This window comes from Streptomyces sp. NBC_00285 (genome assembly GCF_036174265.1).
In the GTDB taxonomy this organism is placed as follows: Bacteria; Actinomycetota; Actinomycetes; order Streptomycetales; family Streptomycetaceae; genus Streptomyces.
The window spans coordinates 2,309,739-2,327,755 of record NZ_CP108055.1; the positions used below are offsets into that span (position 1 = coordinate 2,309,739).

Below are 18,017 nucleotides of genomic sequence, written 5' to 3' on the forward strand. Positions count from 1 at the left end.
CGGACCGGGGCAGGTCGAGGCCCGTGCCGGTGACCGGGCCCACTTGCCCCGCACCTGTGGGAATCGGTTGTCCACAGGCCCCCACGAGGCATGCTCTGGCCAGTAATCTCGGCGTTCATGGAGCAGAGGCATCTCGGCCGTACCGGCCTGCGCGTGTCCCGCATCGGACTCGGCACCCTCACGTGGGGCAGGGACACCGACGAGCACGACGCGGCTGACCTCCTCAAAACGTTCTGGGAGGCGGGCGGGACACTCGTCGACACGGCTGACGTGTACGGCGACGGGGAGGCCGAGTACCTGCTCGGCCGCCTCATAGAAGGGCTGGTCCCGCGCCGGGACCTGGTCATCTCCACGAAGGCGGGCAGCGTGGCCGACCCGAACCGCCCTGTCGACGGCTCGCGCGGGCATCTGCTCTCCGCGCTGGACGACTCGCTGGCCCGGCTCGGCACGGACTACGTCGACGTGTGGCACATCCACTCCTACGACCCCTGCACCCCGCTGGAGGAGACACTCCAGGCCCTCGACCTGGCCGTCAACAGCGGCCGGGCGCGCTACGCCGGAGTCTCCAACTTCTCCGGCTGGCAGCTCGCCAAGGCGGGAACCTGGCAGCTGGCCGCGCCCGGGGTGCGGACCCGGCTCGCCGCCACACAGCTGGAGTACTCGCTGCTGCAGCGCGGCCTCGAACGCGAGGTGCTGCCGGCCACCCTGGACCTGGGTATCGGGCTGTTGCCGTCCTCACCGCTGGGGCGCGGGGTCCTGACCGGCAAGTACCGGGGAAACACCACGCCGTCCGACTCGCGCGGTGCCTCGGAACACATGGCGGCGTTCGTCGCGCCCTATCTCGACGACACGGCGAGCCGCATCGTGGACGCGGTGACCACGGCGGCCGACGGGCTCGCGGTCACTCCGCTGCAGGTGGCCCTCGCCTGGGTCAGGGACCGGCCGGGGGTGGCGGCGCCGATCGTCGGCGCGCGCAACTCGCAGCAGCTCACGGCGGCATTGTCAGTGGAGGCCCTTAGTCTTCCTGACGAGATCTGCCGGGCGCTCGACGATGTGTCGGCACCCGTGCACCGCTATCCCGATCACGACTGGAGCACGCTGTGAGCACGGAGCCGGAGCCCACGGAGAAGACCGAGCCGCAGACACGGGGCGAGGCGACGGAGCCGGAGGGCACGGAGGAGACACCGGGCGCTTCCGCGGAGGAGAGTGCCGACGCGGACGCGACCGGGGATCCTGAGGACGGCGACGCATCGAATGCGGCCGACACCGAGGGTGTGAGCGGCGATTCCGCCGCCGGCGACGCGGACGGCGCCGCCAAGGCGCAGTTGTCCGAGGCCGAGGCCGAACTCGCGGCGCAGCGGGTCGAGCGGGAGCGGATCGCGCGGCGGAAGGCCGAGAGGTCGGGGCCCGTCGACAGCGGGGCCGGACTCAGAGGCAAGGCCGCCGACCTCCTCGCGGCCGTGCGGGCGGTGGAGAGCGGGGCCAAGCCCGTGGCCGCCGTGTTCAGCGAGCCCGAACCACCGCGCAGGCCGGCCCAGGAACCGGCGCGGCCCCGGCCGGTGTCGGCCGAAGCAGCCGGGAGCCAGGTCGCCGGTTCCGGGGCAGGGCCCGCTCCCGAGGCCGTGGAGGCCGTACGGCGGGTGCTGGTGGAGGGCGGTGCGCCGGAGGACCTCGCGCCGCAGGTCGCCGCGGTGTTCGGGGAAGCGGCGGACGACGAACTGCGAGCGGATCCCTGGCAGTTGCTGCGGGTCTCCGGCGTACGGCCCGAGCAGGCCGACGGGTTCGCGCGGGCACTGCTCGGCGCGGAGTGCGAGCCTGACGACGAGCGGCGGGGACGGGCGGTCACCGTCTGGCTCCTGGAGCAGGCGGCGCTCGCCGGGCACACCGCGCTGGAGATGCCGGCGCTCATCGCCGCGCTGGCCCAGCGGGGCGTGCAGGACGCCGACGCGGCCGTACAGAGCACCATCGCCGAGGCCGAGGCCCTGGTTTTCCAGGACGCCCTCGACCCGACCGCACCGGAGCCCGAGGAGAGCGACGAGAACGACCCGGAGGGCGCGGAACGTCCCGTCCGGATCCTGGTCGGCCTGGAGCGCTACGCCCTCGCGGAGGAGAGCCTCGCCGACGGACTGGCCCGGGTGATCAACTCCGTGCCCAAGGAGGACGGTTCGGCGGAGGACTGGCAGCGCGCCGCCGCGTCGGCCAAGGGTGCGGCCGAGCTGATCCGCGCGGTCGCGACGGCCGGTCTGGTCCTGCACACCGGCGGTGAGGCGTCCCGGGCCGAGCCGGCGGCGCTGCTGGAGGCGGCGCGGAGCCTGGGGCTGCGGGCCTGGGCGGCCACGCACAGCCCACTGGGGCGTGACCTCTTCGCCGGCCTGCTCACGGCCGGTGGACAGGGCGCCCCCGGTCCGGGCGAGGGCGAACCGCACGACGGCCCCTCAGACGACACCCTGGCCCAGCCCGTCGCCACCGTCGCCGGTCTCCTCACCGGTGCCGAAGGGCCCGGCCGGGACGCCGACGGGGCGTTCGACCTCGACCTGCTCGTCGTGCTCGACGCGCCTCAGCTGGATGTCGAGACGGCCGCGCTGCTCGTGGAGTCGTTGCCGGACGGGGCGCGGCTGGTGCTGGGCGGAGACCCGTCGGTGTTGTGGTCGGCGGGTCCCGGGCGGGTGTTCGCGGATCTGCTCGCCGCACGGATCTGCCCGCAGGTCGCCTCGCGAAGGCCGGATCCCGGGCCGCTGGGCGAGCTGGTCTCGGGCATCGGGATCGGCGAACTGAACCAGGTCGAGGCCCCCGGCAAGGAGGTCGTGATCGTGCCGGTGCGGGACGCGGGCGAGGCCGTGCACCGCACAGTGCAGCTGGTCGCGGACTCGGTGCCCCGGGCGATCGGCGTCCCCGCCGAGGAGACCCTGGTGATCACCCCGGGCCACGGCGGCGCCGCGGGCACCCGCGTGCTCAACGCGGCCCTGAAGGAACGCCTCAACCCGGGTCCCGGCCGCTTCGGCGGATTCGACCCGGGCGACCGCATCGCCTACTCCCCCGCACCGGGCCGTACCCTGACGGGCCGCGTGGTGCGGGCTGACGCGGACGGCCTGCACCTGACCTGCGCCGACGAGCCCGTCGTCGTACCGAAGGAGCAGGTGGAGCAGTCCGTCAGGCACGGCTGGGCGCTGACCGCGCACCAGGCGGTGGGTGGCCGCTGGCCCGCGGTGGTCGCGGTCCTGCCCGGCGACGCCGCCCAGGCCCTCACCCGCCCCTGGGTCTACACGGCGTTCGGCAGGGCTGCGCGTCACCTCTCCGTGGTGCACGGCGTGGACCAGGCGCTTCCGCGGGCGGTGGCCGAGATCCCGGCCAAGCCCCGGACGACGCGGCTGCCCGTCCTCCTCGCACCGCAGACGCCGACGGCCGGTTGACCCCACCGGAACGAGGGCGGTGGGCCCGGAGAGAGAAGATCCTCCGGGCCCACCGCCCTCGCACTCGTCAGTACAGCTGCGTCAGCACACCTGCTTCAGCGCGTCCACCTCAGCACATCCGCTCAGCGACGATCCGCGTCCAGCGGTTCCAGGTCCTCGTCCTCGGTCAGATCCGTGTCGAGATCGTCCTCGAGGTCGGCCTCGTCGGTTTCGTCGTCGGCCTCGTCGTCAAGGTCGTCGTCGAAGACCGCGCTGACGTCGAAGCGGCACACCACCCGCTCCGCGTCGACCTGCTCGAACGGCGCCTCCAGCCACTCCCCGGGGTCGGCCGTTTCGTCCGCCGCGGTCACCCACAGCGTCGAGTCGCCCTCCTCCAGACCGAACTCCTTGTGCCGGGAGGCGATCTCGTCGGGCTCGAACTCGCCGAACAGCACCCCCAGCGCACCGTGCACCGTGCTGGAGGCCTCCGCGCCGAGACCGTCGTCGGCCGCCTCGACCCGCTGGGCCTGCGCCATCAGCCGCTGCGGTTCCGCCACGGCGTAGTCACGGCGGATCAGCACGCTCAGCGCGCTCGGCTCCTCGGGGCCGGTGTACGGCGGGGCGTCCTCGGCGCCGGGGATCTCGAAGGGGGTGACCTCGTCGTAGCGGTCGTAGAGCAGCTCGTCGTACACCTCGGCGGCCGCGGCCAGTTCGTTGAAGGCCTCGTAGACGGCGGGGTCGTCCTCCCCCGACCTCCGTTCGACCGCGGCCAGGTGGCGGTCGAGCGCGGTCTTGACCGCCTCGGCGGCGGCACGTACCTCGGCAGCGGTGGGCTGCACAGCATCAGACATAGAGCAGACGCTATCCGTACCGGGCCCCGGCCCGCACAATAGATGCGATGCCGGAATACGAATTTGCCGACGTGTACGTGCCGCGGGGGGTATCCCGCAAGGACGCCACACGTCTGCTGACGGACCATGCCGAGTACGGACACTGGGAGTTGGACCGACTGAGCCTGATGCGCGATGGCAGCCGCAGGGTGCGGCTGCGCCGGCGGATCATCCGCCAGGTGCGGGCCACGTGGTGAGGCACGACGAACGGAGCGGGCCCCGCCACGACGGGGCCCGCTCCGTTTCACTCGCCGCGCCCCCTGCGGGGGCACGCGGCGCGCGGCCCTAGGCCGAGGCGCGCGCCTTGCGGTAGAGGACCGCGCCCGCCAGCAGCGCACCGGCGCCGACCGGGAGCACCAGGCCGATCGGCAGGTCACTTCCGGTGTGTGCGAGTTCCGCGCTGCCCAGGGGCTGGCTGACGGTCTGGGTGCCGGGGTGGTTGCCGTGGGTGCCGCCGCCCGGAGTGCCGGGGACGGACGGGGTAACCGGAGAACCGGGGGGACCGGGCTCCACGGGGTTTGCGGGGTTGCCCGGGATTCCGGGGTGCCCCGGGTTGCCGGGCGGGATGTTCCGGCTGCCGCCGGGCGGGGTGTGGTGACCGCCGCCGGAGCCGTTGCCGCAGTCGTTGCCCATCGCGGGGTTGCCGATGCCGATGACGTCGACGCTGTTGCCGCAGACGTTCACGGGGGCGTCGATCGGTACCTCGACGTGGTTGCCCGAGCCCACTCCGGGCGAACCGCCGGTGTGTCCGCCGGCGTGCGCGCCCCCTGAGCCGCCCGAGCCCCCTGAACCGCCGTGGCCGGCGTGGCCGGCGTGTCCGCCGTGCCCGTGACCGCCCTGGCTGCCGTGACTTCCCGGGCCGCCCGAGCCGCCGTATCCGCCGTGCGACCCGCCGCTCTTGTTGGCACAGCTGTTGCCCATGGCGGGGTTGAGGACCCCGACGACGTCCACGGTGTTGCCGCAGGCGTTCACCGGCGCGTGCACCGGCGCCGACACGGTGTTGCCCGACAGCACGCCGGGTGAGTTCACGCTTGATCCGCTCGCGCCCGAGTCGGCGTGGGCGGCTCCTCCCGCGGCGGCGATCACGCCGGTCGCGGCCGCCACTGTCATCAGGCCCTTGCGGGTGACTTGTCGCATGTGCTGAATCCCTGCCTTCGACGTTGTCTGGAAATGCCGCTGCTGCGCGGCTCTTCTCCCCTTCGAAAAGGCCGGTCGGCCCCGGAGCGCATGGCACGCGCTCCGGGGCCGACAGACTCAACCCTGTTAACTAAGGGCGAGGCACAACGTCACTTGTTGATGCAGGTGTTGCCGAAGGCGGGGTTCAGCAAGCCGATCACGGAGACCGTGTTGCCGCAGACGTTCACGGGGACGTGAACAGGCACCTGCACGACGTTGCCGGACAGCACGCCCGGGGAACCGATGGCGGCACCCTGGGCACCGGCGTCGGCGACGGCAAGGCCGGCACCCGCGAGAACCAGACCACCGGTGGCAGCCGCAGCGGCGACGATCTTCTTGATCATTATTCCTCCTTGTTGGCAATGCGATCCCAAGCAGCGGATCGCATCACCTGTAACGAGGAGGGAGTAATGGAGCTACGAGCTTATGAGCGCATTCACTCTTCTCAGTCAGTTCCGTACAGGTTGCCGATTACGGAGGTCACGACGCGTCGATGAAACGGTCGAGAACGCGCACGCCGAACTTCAGGCCGTCCACCGGCACCCGCTCGTCGACACCGTGGAACATGCCGGCGAAGTCCAGCTCCGGGGGCAGCTTGAGCGGCGCGAAGCCGAAGCCGCGGATACCCAGCTCGTCGAAGGACTTCGCGTCGGTGCCGCCGGAGAGCATGTACGGGACGGCCTTGGCGGCCGGGTCCTCCGCGACCAGCGCGGACTGCATGGCGTCCACGAGCGCGCCGTCGAAGGTGGTCTCGACGGCCTTGTCGGAGTGCACGTCCTCGCGCCTGACCTTGGGGCCGAGGATCTTGTCGAGGTCGGCGAGGAACTCCTCCTCGAAGCCGGGCAGGAAGCGCCCGTCGACGTGCGCGGTGGCCTCGCCCGGGATGACGTTGACCTTGTAGCCGGCGCCGAGCTGGGTGGGATTGGCCGTGTTGCTGAGGGTCGCGCCGATGAGCTTGGCGATGCCGCCGAGCCGGGCGAGCGTGCCCTCCATGTCCTCCGGGTCCAGCTCGGTGCCGAGCGCGTCGCCGAGTTCGTCGAGGAAGGCCCGGGTGGTCTTGGTGACCCGCACCGGGAACTTGTGGCGCCCGAGCCGCGCGACGGCCTCGGACAGTTCGGTGATGGCGTTGTCCCGGTGGATCATCGACCCGTGCCCGGCGGTGCCGGCCACCGTCAGCTTCATCCAGTGCATGCCCTTCTCGGCCGTCTGGATCAGGTAGAGCCTGCGCTGCTCGTTGACCGTGAAGGAGAAGCCGCCCACCTCGCTGATCGCCTCGGTCACACCCTCGAAGAGGTCGGGATGGTTGTCGACGAGGTGCCGGGCGCCGAACGTGCCGCCCGCCTCCTCGTCGGCGAGGAACGCGAGGACGATGTCCCGGGGCGGCCTGCGTCCGCTGCGCAGCCGGTCGCGGACGACCGCCAGGGTCATCGCGTCCATGTCCTTCATGTCGACTGCGCCACGCCCCCACACGCACCCGTCGGCGACCTCACCGGAGAACGGGTCGTGGGTCCAGTCCTGCGCGTTGGCCGGGACGACGTCGAGGTGGCCGTGGATCAGCAGCGCGGGCCGGGACGGGTCCTCGCCCGCGATCCGGGCGACCGTGGAGGCGCGGCCGGGGTGCGACTCGTAGATCTGCGGGTCGAGACCCACCTCGGCGAGCTTTTCCGCGACCCACTCGGCCGCCTTGCGCTCGCCCGGGCCGGAGTGGTCGCCGTAGTTGCTGGTGTCGAACCGGATCAGCTCGCGGCACAGGTCCACGACCTCGTCCTCGCCGGCGACGCTCCTGCCAGTGTCGGTCTCGCTCACGGTGTTTCCTCCCGCTGTCACTGCTGGTGGTTCCCCTCATCCTCTCCCCGCCACCCGGTCCGCCCCAAGACCGGGTCCGGCCCGTCACACGCCGTTCACGCGAGCCCCGGGACGGGAACAGGGGGTGATCGGACCCCTTCGAAAGCCTGGTAATGTTTCCTTCGTCGCTGCGGGTGAAACCTCGTGCGACAAACACCTTGTCCGGGTGGCGGAATGGCAGACGCGCTAGCTTGAGGTGCTAGTGCCCTTTATCGGGCGTGGGGGTTCAAGTCCCCCCTCGGACACCAGCCGAATCCCCCGGCCGCTCAGCGGCCGGGGGATTCGTCGTGCAACGGCGCACGGCCTGAGAGTGTTCATGGACGCGTCGATTCCCCTTCGCTCGCCGTATGTGGGGCATCTCTCGCTGGGTGTGAAGATCACCAGGTCAAAGGCGTGCGCTGGGTGCGCTCACGGCGCCGGACGGCCTTCCCAAGTGGCCGTTTCGGGGGGATGAGCCTAGCGTCGTACTAAAATTTCCGGCTTGTTACGAGCTGGAGCCGGACAACCCCAGGCAGACCTGCGGCCCGCCAGCGCCCCGGAGGCCTCCGGGATCGAGACGCGAGGACCGATGGCAGCCACACACGAGAGCAATGCTCTCGGCTTGCTCAAGGACGAGTTCAGCGCAGAGATCCGCGAACAGTTCGGTGACACCGCCCGCTTCTCCGGGGCCCCCGCCGCCTCCCCCCGCACCCTCGTCGACGTCTTCGACGCGTCCGTCCGGTCCTACCCCGACGAGCTCGCCCTCGACGACGGGACGGCCCGGCTCACCTACCGCGCCCTGGCTGTGGAGGTGGAGCGGCTACGGCTGCGGCTCTCCGAGGCCGGGGTCGGGCTCGGCGACCGGGTGGGCGTCCGGGTTCCGTCCGGCACCAACGACCTCTACGTCGCGATCCTCGCCGTGCTGGCCGCGGGTGCCGCGTACGTCCCCGTGGACGCCGAGGACCCCGACGAGCGGGCCGAGCTGGTGTTCGGGGAGGCGGAGGTCCGGGCCGTGGTCGGCGCCGGGCACGCACTGACCGTCAACGGGCGCGCCGACTCCCCCGCCGCCCGGCCCGGCATCGAGCACGACGCGTGGATCATCTTCACCTCCGGCTCCACCGGCAGGCCCAAGGGTGTGGCCGTCTCGCACCGCAGCGCCGCCGCGTTCGTGGACGCCGAGGCCGCGCTGTTCCTCACCGACGACCCCATCGGTCCCGGTGACAGGGTCATGGCGGGGCTGTCGGTCGCCTTCGACGCGTCCTGCGAGGAGATGTGGCTGGCGTGGCGGTACGGGGCCTGTCTGGTGCCGGTGCCGCGGTCACAGGTCAGAAGCGGCGCCGACCTCGGGCCCTGGCTGGTCGAGCAGGAGATCACCGTCGTGTCGACGGTGCCGACGCTCGCCTCGCTGTGGGAGCCCGAGGCCCTCAACGACGTACGGCTGCTGATCTTCGGCGGTGAGGCGTGCCCGCCCGAGCTGGTGCAGCGGCTGGTGACGGAGGGGCGCGAGGTGTGGAACACCTACGGGCCCACCGAGGCGACCGTCGTGGCGTGTGCCTCGCTGATGAGCGGCGAGGAGCCGATCCGGATCGGACTGCCGCTGGACGGCTGGGAGCTGGCCGTCGTCGACGAGGCCGGGGATCCCGTGCCGATGGGCGCGAGCGGGCAGCTGGTGATCGGCGGGGTCGGGCTCGCCCGGTACCTGGACGCCGAGAAGGACGCGGAGAAGTACGCGCCGCTCAAGTCGCTGGGCTGGGAGCGGGCGTACCGCAGCGGTGACCTCGTGCAGGCGGAGCCCGAGGGGCTGGTGTTCCTGGGGCGGGCCGACGAGCAGATCAAGCTCGGTGGCCGGCGGATCGAACTCGGCGAGGTCGATGCCGCGCTGCAGGCGCTGCCGGGGGTCGCGGGAGCGGCTGCCGCCGTGCGCACCGCCCGCAGCGGCAACCAGCTCCTCGTCGGCTACGTCGTCACGCAGGACGGCTGGGACCACGCGGCCGCCGTCGCGAAGCTGCGCGCCGAACTGCCCGCCGCACTCGTGCCGTTGCTCGCCCCCGTCGAGGACCTGCCGACCAGGACCTCCGGCAAGGTGGACCGGGGCGCGCTGCCCTGGCCCCTGGAGGGGCTCGGAACCAGCGGCCCCGCCGAGGAGCTGTACGGTACCGAGGCCTGGCTCGCCGAGCAGTGGGCGGAAGTCCTCGGCATCCCGGTGACCAGTGCCCGTGAGGACTTCTTCGCGGTCGGCGGCAGCAGTCTGGCCGCCGCCCAGTTGACCACCCGGCTGCGCACCCGGTACCCGAGCGCGGCCGTCCTCGACATCTACCAGCAGCCCACGCTGCGGAAGTTGGCCCGCCATCTGGAGGAGTCCTCCCAGGGCGACGGGACGACGCGGGTGATCGCACCCGTGCCCCGCAGCGCCCAGGTGATCCAGCTCCTCGTCCTGGTCCCGCTGTTCACCCTCATGGGGCTGCGCTGGCTGGTGCCGCTGGCCGCGCTCGGCAACGTCCTGCCGTACTCCTGGCTGCCCAGCACCTCATGGTGGCTGGTCGGTGCCGGGGCGCTGCTGCTGTTCAGCCCGCCCGGACGGCTCGCGATCGCCGCGGGCGGGGCACGGCTGCTGCTGCGCGGTGTCCAGCCGGGCCGTTACGCCCGCGGCGGCAGCGTCCACCTGCGGCTGTGGACGGCCGAGCGGCTGGCCGAGTTCATCGGGGCGACCTCGCTGACCGGCTCCTGGCTGGAGCGGTACGCGCGGGCGCTCGGTTCGAAGATCGGTCCGGACGTGGACCTGCACTCGTTGCCGCCGGTGACGGGCATGCTCAGGCTGGGACGGGGCGCCGCCGTGGAGTCCGAGGTGGACCTGTCCGGCTGGTGGCTGGACGGCGACCGGCTGGAGATCGGCGCGGTCAGGGTGGGCGCTCACGCCGTGGTCGGCACGCGCAGCATGCTCTTCCCGGGTGCCCGGGTCGGCAAGCGGGCCGAGGTGGCGCCGGGGTCTGCGGTCACCGGCCAGATCCCGACCGGTCAGCGCTGGGCGGGTGCGCCCGCGGTCAAGCTCGGCAAGGCCAAGCGCAACTGGCCGAAGGAACGGCCGGTGCGGGGCACGTACTGGCGGGTGATGTACGGCATCACCGGCCTCGCGCTGACTCTGCTGCCGGTGCTGGCGGGTGGCGCGGCCTTCCTGGTGGCCCGTCCGTTCCTGGCCGGGGGCTCTCCCCTGACGGGTGCCTTCCTCGCCCTCGTCCCGGCGACGCTGGCCTTCGGTCTCGCGTACGCGCTGCTGCTCCTGGTCGGCGTCCGTCTGCTGAGCCTGGGGCTGCGCGAGGGGACGTATCCGACGCACAGCCGGATCGGGTGGCAGGCGTGGACCGTGACGCAGCTGATGGACCTCTCGCGCGAGACGCTTTTCCCGCTGTACGCCGGGCTGGTCACGCCGGTGTGGCTGCGGCTGCTCGGGATGCGGATCGGGCGGGGCGCCGAGGTGTCGACCGTGCTCGCGCTGCCGAGCCTGACGACGGTCGGCGAGGGCGCGTTCCTGGCCGACGACACGCTGACCGCGCCGTACGAGCTGGGGGGCGGCTGGGTGCGGATAGGGCGTGCGGAGATCGGGCGGCGGGCGTTCCTCGGGAACTCGGGGATGACCGCGCCGGGGCGGACCGTGCCGGACGGCGGGCTCGTCGGGGTGCTGTCGGCGACGCCGAAGAAGGCGAAGAAGGGCACGTCGTATCTGGGGCTGCCGCCGGTGAAGCTGCCCCGCAACTCGGCCGACAGCGACCAGAGCCGGACGTACGAGCCGTCGGCGGGGCTGCTGTGGGCGCGCGGGCTCGTGGAGCTGTGCCGGATCGTGCCGGTGTTCTGCTCGGCGGGCGTGGCCGTGCTGACGGTGGCCGCGCTGTGCGCCCTCGGGCCGTGGGCGTGGCTGCTGGCCGGCGTGGTGCTGCTCGCGGCCGGTGCGCTGGCCGGTCTGGTGTCGATGGCCGCGAAGTGGCTGCTCGTGGGGCGACACCGCAGCGGGGAGCACCCGCTGTGGAGCGGCTTCGTATGGCGCAACGAGCTCGCGGACACCTTCGTCGAGGTGCTCGCGGTGCCGTGGCTGGCGGGCTCCGTGCCGGGTACGCCGGTGATGACGGCGTGGCTCAGGGGGCTCGGCGCGCGGATCGGCAAGGGCGTCTGGGTGGAGAGCTACTGGCTGCCGGAGACCGATCTGGTGACCCTGGAGGACGCGGCGACCGTGAACCGCGGCTGTGTGCTCCAGACCCACCTCTTCCACGACCGGATCTTGCGGACGGATACTGTTGTTCTTCGTGAGGGTGCCACGCTGGGCCCTGGCGGGATCGTGCTGCCCGGCAGCACGATCGGGGCCCGCACCACACTGGGTCCCGCGTCGCTCGTCATGGCCGCGGAGTCCGTTCCGGACGACACCCGTTGGCTGGGCAACCCGATCGAGGCATGGCGTCCCTGAAAGCGGGCCACTCGGGTCCGGTGAGCGGTGTGACGACGCATCCGAGTGGCAACGCAGCGCAGGGAGCAGAAGCGGCAGTGGCAGTTCAGCAACCGGCGGGTTCGGACCCGTACTTCCCGGACCACGGTGACGCCCGGTACCGGGTGCACCGGTACGAGCTCGCGCTGGACTACCGCCCCGGGCCGAACCGGCTGTCCGGGAGCGCCAGGATCAACGCCATAGCGGGACGTTCGCCGCTGGCCGAGTTCATGCTCAACCTGTCCGACTTCAAGATCGGCCGGGTGCGGGTGGACGGCCGGCAGGCGCACTACACGCACCGCGGCGGGAAGCTGCGGATCCGGCCCGGGAAGGCGGTGCGGCCCGGGGCCGCGTTCACCGTCGAGGTGCACTGGTCCGGCAACCCCAAGCCGGTCGGCAGTCCTTGGGGCGGCCTCGGCTGGGAGGAGCTGGAGGACGGGGCGCTGGTGGCGAGCCAGCCGATCGGGGCGCCGTCCTGGTACCCGTGCAACGACCGGCCCGCCGACAAGGCGTCGTACCAGATCTCGATCACCACGCCGTCCGCGTACGCGGTCGTGGCGGGCGGCAGGCTGCTGACCCGTACGACCAGGGCGTCCACGACGACCTGGGTGTACGAGCAGGCCGCGCCCACGTCCAGTTATCTCGTCGGGCTGTCGATCGGCAAGTACCAGACGGTGCTGCTCGGCGATCCGGGTCCCGGCGGAGTGCCGCAGCACGGGCACATCCCGGCGCATCTGCTGCCGGAGTTCTCCCGGGACTTCGCCCGGCAGCCGCAGATGATGGAGCTGTTCCAGGAGCTGTTCGGGCCCTATCCGTTCGACGAGTACGCGGTCGTCGTCACGGAGGAGGAGCTCGATGTGCCCGTGGAGGCGCAGGGGTTGTCGCTGTTCGGCGCCAACCACGTGGACGGGGCCCGGGGTTCGGAGCGGCTGGTGGCGCACGAGCTGGCGCACCAGTGGTTCGGCAACAGCGTGTCCATCGCGGACTGGCGGCACATCTGGCTGAACGAGGGGCTCGCCAAGTACGCCGAGTGGCTGTGGTCGGAGCACTCGGGGGGCCGTACCGCCCAGCAACTGGCCGCCGCCGCACACCGGTTGGTGTCCTCGCTCCCCCAGGATCTGCGGCTGGCCGACCCGGGCCGCAAGTCGATGTTCGACGACCGGCTCTACGAACGCGGCGGGCTCGCCGTGCACGCGGTGCGCTGCGCGATGGGCGACGAGGCGTTCTTCCGGATGCTGCGCGGCTGGGCGGGACTGCACCGGGGCGGGGCCGTGACCACCTCGACGTTCACGGCTCATGTCAACCGGTACGCGGACGAGCCGCTGACCGGGCTGCTCGACGCATGGGTGCGCGGCGTCGCGTTGCCGCCGCTGCCCACGATGATCCCGGCCCGCCCCGCGCATCCGCCCTCCAACGCCGGGTCGGCGTAGACGGTCGGGACGGGCTGATCGACGCGTGGGTCTACGGCGCCGCGCTGCCCCCGCTGCCCCCGCTGCCCCCGCTGCCCCCGCTGCCCCCGCTGCCCCCGCTGCCGACGATGTTCCCGGCCCGCCCCGCGGACCCGCCCACCGACGCCCGGTCGGCATAGGCGGTCGGGAGCACGGCTACCGCGCCAGCACAATGGTGGTCATGTCCCGACGTACCTCGAAGCCCCGGCCCCGCGCCACGTCCTGCCCCTGCGGTCTCGCGGAGGCCTACGACGGCTGCTGCGGCCGCTTCCACCGGGGTGAGGCCGCGGCGCCGACCGCCGAGTCCCTGATGCGCTCGCGGTACTGCGCTTTCGTGCGGCGCGAGGAGGGTTATCTGCTCCGCACCTGGCATCCGCGGACCCGGCCGCAGGGCGTCGACTTCGACCCCGGTATGCGCTGGACCGGCCTGGAGATCCTCGGGACGAGTGACGGATCGGCCTTCCACCCCGCCGGGACGGTGACCTTCCGGGCCTCGTTCGAGGGCGGTTCGCTGCACGAACGCAGCCGGTTCGAACGGGTCGACGGGGCCTGGGTGTACGTCGACGGGGAGTTCCTCGACTGAGTCACGGCGGCTGGGTCACGGCGGCTGGGTCACGGCGCCAGGATGTCCAGCTCGTGGAGGGCGCCCGCCGCGATCTCGCGGGTCAGCTCCTCCGCGTGACCGGCGTCGCCCTCGCGGATCGCCTCGGCGAGGCGGACATGGAGGGTGACGGCGGCCGGGTCGGGGTCCTCGAACATGACCTCGTGGTGGGTGCGGCCGGTGAGGACCTCGGCGACGAGGTCGCCGAGGTGGGCGAACATCTCGTTGCCGGAGGCGTTGAGGACCACGCGGTGGAAGGCGATGTCGTGGAAGAGGTAGCCCTGCAGCCGGTGGCCCTTGGAGTTGGCGACCATGCCGAGCGTGCATCTGGTGAGCTCGGCGCACTGCTCGGCCGTCGCGTTCTTCGCGGCCAGGCCCGCCGCCACCGGCTCGATCGCCGAGCGGAGCACCGTGAGGGAGCGCAGTTGCGCCGGGCGGTCGGCGCCTGCCAGCCGCCAGCGGATGACCTGGGGGTCGTAGACGTTCCACTCGGCCTTGGGGCGCACCGTCACGCCCACGCGGCGGCGGGACTCGACCAGGTGCATGGACTCAAGGACCCGGACCGCCTCGCGCATCACCGAACGTGAGACCTCGAAACGCTGGGCCAGTTCGTCGGTGCGCAGAACGCTCCCCGGCGGGTACTCGCCCGCGGTGATCGCGGGGCCGAGGGATTCCAGTACCTGCCCGTGCAGCCCCCGGCCCGATGTGGTCATGCACTCAGCGTACGGGGCACATCACAGCGCCAAAAAGTCAGACTTATTTGGTACAGACTCTTGAATTCGTCGTACCTAATCGGTTTCAGTTGCGTTGACACACCTTGTCGAAGACGAAACCAGACAGTGAGGCAGCGATGAGGACCTCCCCTGTCGTCGTGGTCATGGGCGTCGCGGGCACCGGGAAGACCACCATCGGTCCCCTGCTCGCGGCCCGGCTCGGCGTTCCCTACGCCGAGGGCGACGACTTCCACCCGCCGGCCAACATCGCCAGGATGTCGGCCGGCACCCCGCTCACCGACGAGGACCGGTGGCCGTGGCTGGACGCCATCGGTTCCTGGGCGCACGGACGGGCCGGGCTCGGCGGGGTGGTCAGCTGCTCGGCGCTGAAGCGGTCGTACCGTGACCGGCTGAGGGCTGAGGCACCCGGGGTCGTCTTCGTACACCTGGCGGGCGACCGGGCCCTCATCGAGGACCGGATGTCGCACCGGCAGGGGCACTTCATGCCCACCGCGCTGCTGGACTCTCAGTTCGCCACGCTCCAGCCCCTCCAGCGGGACGAGGCCGGGGTCGTGGTGGACGTGTCCGGCAGTCCGGAGGAGATCACCGAGCGGGCCGCCCAGGCGCTCGCCGGACACCCGTAACACCCCGTCACCCCTTTTCCGAAGCACACCCCCGTACCTGCAAGGGAACCTCCGTGACCAGACTCAGCGTCGAGATGCTGGCAGCGGACGTGCCCGAGCCGATCACCTCGGCCGGTCACGCTCAGCTGGGCATCGCCGTACTGGCGGGCATCGCCGTCATCGTCGTACTCATCACCACGTTCAAGCTCCACGCGTTCCTGGCGCTGACCCTGGGCACTCTCGTGCTCGGCGCGGTCGCCGGGGCGCCCCTCGACAAGGCCATCACCAGCTTCACCACCGGCCTCGGGACCACGGTCGCCGGTGTCGGCGTGCTGATCGCCCTCGGCGCGATCCTCGGCAAGATGCTCGCCGACTCCGGCGGCGCGGACCAGATCGTCGACACCATCCTCGCGAGGGCCGGCGGCCGCTCCATGCCGTGGGCGATGGTCCTGATCGCCTCCGTCATCGGTCTGCCGCTGTTCTTCGAGGTCGGTGTCGTGCTGCTGATCCCGGTCGTGCTGATGGTGGCCAAGCGCGGCAACTACTCCCTGATGCGCATCGGCATCCCGGCCCTCGCCGGCCTGTCCGTGATGCACGGCCTGGTCCCGCCGCACCCCGGCCCGCTGGTCGCCATCGACGCGGTGCAGGCCAACCTCGGTGTCACGCTCGCGCTCGGCGTGCTGGTCGCCATCCCGACGGTGATCGTCGCCGGTCCGCTGTTCTCGAAGGTCGCGGCCCGCTGGGTGGACGTCCCGGCTCCCGACCGCATGGTCCCGCAGCGCGCCACCGAGGAGCTGGAGAAGCGTCCGGGCTTCGGTGCCACCCTCGCCACGATCCTGCTCCCGGTCGTCCTGATGCTCTCCAAGGCACTGGTCGACATCGTGATCGACAACCCCGACAACACCGTGCAGCGCGTCTTCGACGTCGTCGGCTCCCCGCTGATCGCACTGCTGGCCTCGGTCCTCGTGGGCATCTTCACGCTGCTTCGCCCCGCCGGGTTCGGCAAGGACCGCCTCACCCCGCTCGTCGAGAAGGGCCTCGCGCCCATCGCCGGCATCCTGCTGATCGTCGGCGCGGGCGGCGGCTTCAAGCAGACCCTGATCGACTCCGGTGTGGGCCGGATGGTCCTGGACATCTCCGAGGACTGGTCGATCCCGGCCCTGCTGCTGGCCTGGCTGATCGCGGTGGTGATCCGGCTGGCGACGGGCTCGGCGACGGTGGCCACGGTGTCCGCGGCCGGTCTGGTCGCCCCGCTGGCCGCGAACATGTCGACGACCCACACGGCCCTGCTCGTCCTCGCCATCGGCGCCGGCTCGCTCTTCTTCAGCCATGTCAACGACGCCGGGTTCTGGCTGGTGAAGGAGTACTTCGGCCTCGACGTCGGCCAGACCATCAAGACCTGGTCGATCATGGAGACGATCATCTCGGTGGTCGCGGGAGGCCTGGTCCTGCTGCTCTCCCTGATCATTTAGGGATACGGCGACGAGAGCATCCCCCGCACCCCCTGGGCACCGGTCACGGCCGCCACAGGGGGTGCTCGCGGTCCGCCCACTCCTTGTCCACCGAGCCGGTGCGCAGCCCCCTGCGTGCCTCCGGGTCGCCGAGTGCCATGCCGATGTGGCCGGCGAGGACGATACCGACGGTCAGGGCGAGCCAGTCGTGGACGAAGGTCGCACTGGTGCGCCACTGGATCGGGGTGAGATGGGTGAACCACATCAGCAGGCCCGTGCCGAGCATGACGAGGCTCGCGCCGGAGATCCAGGCGGCGTAGACCTTCTGGCCCGCGTTGAACTTGCCCGCGGGCCGCGACACCCGGCGCTTGTCGCGGCGCAGGGCGGCGCGCAGCCAGACGCGGTCGTGCGGGCCGAAGCGGTTCAGGAAGCCCAGATCGGCGCGGAAGGCGCGCGAGATGAGGCCCACCAGGACCGGTGCGGGCAGGGCCAGACCGGCCCACTCGTGGACGCGCACCACCAGCTCGCGGCGGCCGACGAGTTCGGCGAACTGCGGGATGTACAGAAAGGCCGCCGTCACCACGCACACGCCCATCAGTGCGGCGGTCGTGCGGTGGACCCACTTCTGGCTGCGGCCGAAGCGGCGGACCCGAGTCGCGGGCGGGGCGTCAGTTCGTAGGTTCATCGTCCCGCCCGTTCGACTTGCCGACCCAGGCGTCGACGTCGTAGCCCCGGTCCTCCCAGTAGCCCGGCTCCACGTCCTCGGTGACCGTGATGCCGGACAGCCATTTGGCCGACTTGTAGAAGTACATGGGGGCCACGTAGAGGCGGACCGGGCCGCCGTGGGAGTGGCCGATGTCCTTGTCCTGCATGCGCAGGGCGACCAGGACGTCCGAGCGGCGGGCCTGGTCGAGGGTGAGGCTCTCGGTGTACGCCCCGTCGAAGCAGCTGAAGCGGACGGCGCCGGCCTTCGCCGTCACTCCGGCGGCGTCCAGCAGCCGGGACAGCCGTACGCCTTCGAACGGCGTGTCCGGGACCCGCCAGCCCGTCACGCACTGGACGTCCTTGACGAGCCGGGTCTGGGGCAGGGCGCGCAGGTCGGCCAGGGTGTACGACCGCGGGCGGGAGACCAGGCCGTCGATCGTGAGGCGGTAGTTCTGGGCGTCCTTGTGCGGTACGGACGACGTCACCGAGTAGTAGCGGAAGCCGCCCCCGTTGGGGAGCAGTCCCGTCAGGCCGGTGGGGTCCTTGTCGGCTGCGCTGCCGAGGAAGGCCTCCAGGCCGCGTTGCAGGGTGGGGGCGGCGACCACGCCGAGCGCTCCCAGGCCGAGGGTGCCGAGGAGGACACGGCGGCCGACCGGCTTGCCGCGCTGCTCCTCGGGTTGTCCGGAGTTCACGCATCCATTCGAACACCCGCGACCCCCGGGGGGC

Annotated in this window: 15 protein-coding genes and 1 tRNA gene; 9 read left to right on the forward strand and 7 right to left on the reverse strand. The window is 71.9% G+C overall.

From position 1 onward, the window contains the following. Window positions 1–117 precede the first annotated feature (117 nt). Both OHT57_RS10530 and OHT57_RS10535 read left to right on the forward strand, forming a co-directional pair. The gene (locus OHT57_RS10530; RefSeq protein WP_328745855.1) at window positions 118–1,104 is read left to right on the forward strand and encodes an aldo/keto reductase; all 987 of its coding nucleotides are present in this window, start codon (window positions 118–120) and stop codon (window positions 1,102–1,104) included. Further along, window positions 1,101–3,410, forward strand: coding sequence for a helix-hairpin-helix domain-containing protein (locus tag OHT57_RS10535; RefSeq protein ID WP_328745857.1), 2,310 nt, complete (start codon window positions 1,101–1,103; stop codon window positions 3,408–3,410). Before OHT57_RS10530 ends, OHT57_RS10535 begins: the two co-directional genes overlap by 4 nt. A gap of 122 nt (window positions 3,411–3,532) precedes the next feature. Here OHT57_RS10535 and OHT57_RS10540 read toward each other — a convergent pair whose 3' ends face one another. Continuing rightward, on the reverse strand, window positions 3,533–4,240 hold the full coding sequence (locus OHT57_RS10540) for a hypothetical protein (RefSeq protein WP_328745858.1): 708 nt from the start codon (window positions 4,238–4,240) through the stop codon (window positions 3,533–3,535). Between the two features lie 47 nt (window positions 4,241–4,287). Between OHT57_RS10540 and OHT57_RS10545 the strand changes: the two genes are divergently transcribed. Further along, window positions 4,288–4,476: a DUF5703 family protein gene (locus OHT57_RS10545; RefSeq protein WP_328745859.1), complete on the forward strand. Its 189-nt coding sequence runs from the start codon at window positions 4,288–4,290 to the stop codon at window positions 4,474–4,476. A gap of 88 nt (window positions 4,477–4,564) precedes the next feature. Here OHT57_RS10545 and OHT57_RS10550 read toward each other — a convergent pair whose 3' ends face one another. The 3 genes from OHT57_RS10550 to OHT57_RS10560 form a co-directional block, all read right to left on the reverse strand. Next, window positions 4,565–5,416 carry a chaplin gene (locus OHT57_RS10550; protein WP_328745860.1) on the reverse strand — a complete coding sequence of 284 codons (852 nt, stop codon included), beginning with the start codon at window positions 5,414–5,416 and terminating at the stop codon, window positions 4,565–4,567. Window positions 5,417–5,565: 149 nt separating this feature from the next. Next, window positions 5,566–5,799 (reverse strand): chaplin ChpH, encoded by a 234-nt coding sequence (gene chpH / locus OHT57_RS10555; protein ID WP_328745861.1) that lies wholly within the window; start codon window positions 5,797–5,799, stop codon window positions 5,566–5,568. A gap of 136 nt (window positions 5,800–5,935) precedes the next feature. Next, window positions 5,936–7,261 (reverse strand): M20/M25/M40 family metallo-hydrolase, encoded by a 1,326-nt coding sequence (locus tag OHT57_RS10560; RefSeq protein ID WP_328745862.1) that lies wholly within the window; start codon window positions 7,259–7,261, stop codon window positions 5,936–5,938. A 199-nt stretch (window positions 7,262–7,460) separates the two neighbouring features. Here OHT57_RS10560 and OHT57_RS10565 point away from each other — a divergent pair. The 4 genes from OHT57_RS10565 to OHT57_RS10580 all read left to right on the forward strand — a co-directional run bounded on the left by OHT57_RS10565 (window position 7,461) and on the right by OHT57_RS10580 (window position 13,781). After that, window positions 7,461–7,548, forward strand: a tRNA-Leu gene (locus tag OHT57_RS10565). 320 nt (window positions 7,549–7,868) lie between these two features. Then, window positions 7,869–11,732, forward strand: a complete 3,864-nt coding sequence (locus OHT57_RS10570) for a Pls/PosA family non-ribosomal peptide synthetase (RefSeq protein ID WP_328745863.1) — start codon at window positions 7,869–7,871, stop codon at window positions 11,730–11,732. Between the two features lie 77 nt (window positions 11,733–11,809). Continuing rightward, the gene (locus OHT57_RS10575) at window positions 11,810–13,180 is read left to right on the forward strand and encodes a M1 family metallopeptidase (RefSeq protein WP_328745866.1); all 1,371 of its coding nucleotides are present in this window, start codon (window positions 11,810–11,812) and stop codon (window positions 13,178–13,180) included. Between the two features lie 190 nt (window positions 13,181–13,370). Continuing rightward, complete coding sequence (locus OHT57_RS10580) at window positions 13,371–13,781, forward strand: YchJ family protein (protein ID WP_443053435.1); 411 nt, start codon at window positions 13,371–13,373, stop codon at window positions 13,779–13,781. A gap of 29 nt (window positions 13,782–13,810) precedes the next feature. Here the strand turns inward: OHT57_RS10580 and OHT57_RS10585 are convergent, their stop codons facing one another. After that, complete coding sequence (locus tag OHT57_RS10585; protein ID WP_328745868.1) at window positions 13,811–14,512, reverse strand: FadR/GntR family transcriptional regulator; 702 nt, start codon at window positions 14,510–14,512, stop codon at window positions 13,811–13,813. 137 nt (window positions 14,513–14,649) lie between these two features. On the opposite strand from OHT57_RS10585, the gene OHT57_RS10590 reads away from it, so the two are divergent. Further along, window positions 14,650–15,156, forward strand: a complete 507-nt coding sequence (locus OHT57_RS10590) for a gluconokinase (protein WP_328745869.1) — start codon at window positions 14,650–14,652, stop codon at window positions 15,154–15,156. Window positions 15,157–15,209: 53 nt separating this feature from the next. Then, window positions 15,210–16,607, forward strand: a complete 1,398-nt coding sequence (locus tag OHT57_RS10595; protein WP_328745870.1) for a GntP family permease — start codon at window positions 15,210–15,212, stop codon at window positions 16,605–16,607. A gap of 43 nt (window positions 16,608–16,650) precedes the next feature. On the opposite strand, the gene OHT57_RS10600 is transcribed toward OHT57_RS10595, so the two are convergent. Then, window positions 16,651–17,271 carry a cytochrome b/b6 domain-containing protein gene (locus tag OHT57_RS10600; protein WP_328745871.1) on the reverse strand — a complete coding sequence of 207 codons (621 nt, stop codon included), beginning with the start codon at window positions 17,269–17,271 and terminating at the stop codon, window positions 16,651–16,653. After that, window positions 17,255–17,983, reverse strand: a complete 729-nt coding sequence (locus OHT57_RS10605; RefSeq protein WP_328745872.1) for a molybdopterin-dependent oxidoreductase — start codon at window positions 17,981–17,983, stop codon at window positions 17,255–17,257. Before OHT57_RS10605 ends, OHT57_RS10600 begins: the two co-directional genes overlap by 17 nt. Window positions 17,984–18,017: the final 34 nt, after the last annotated feature.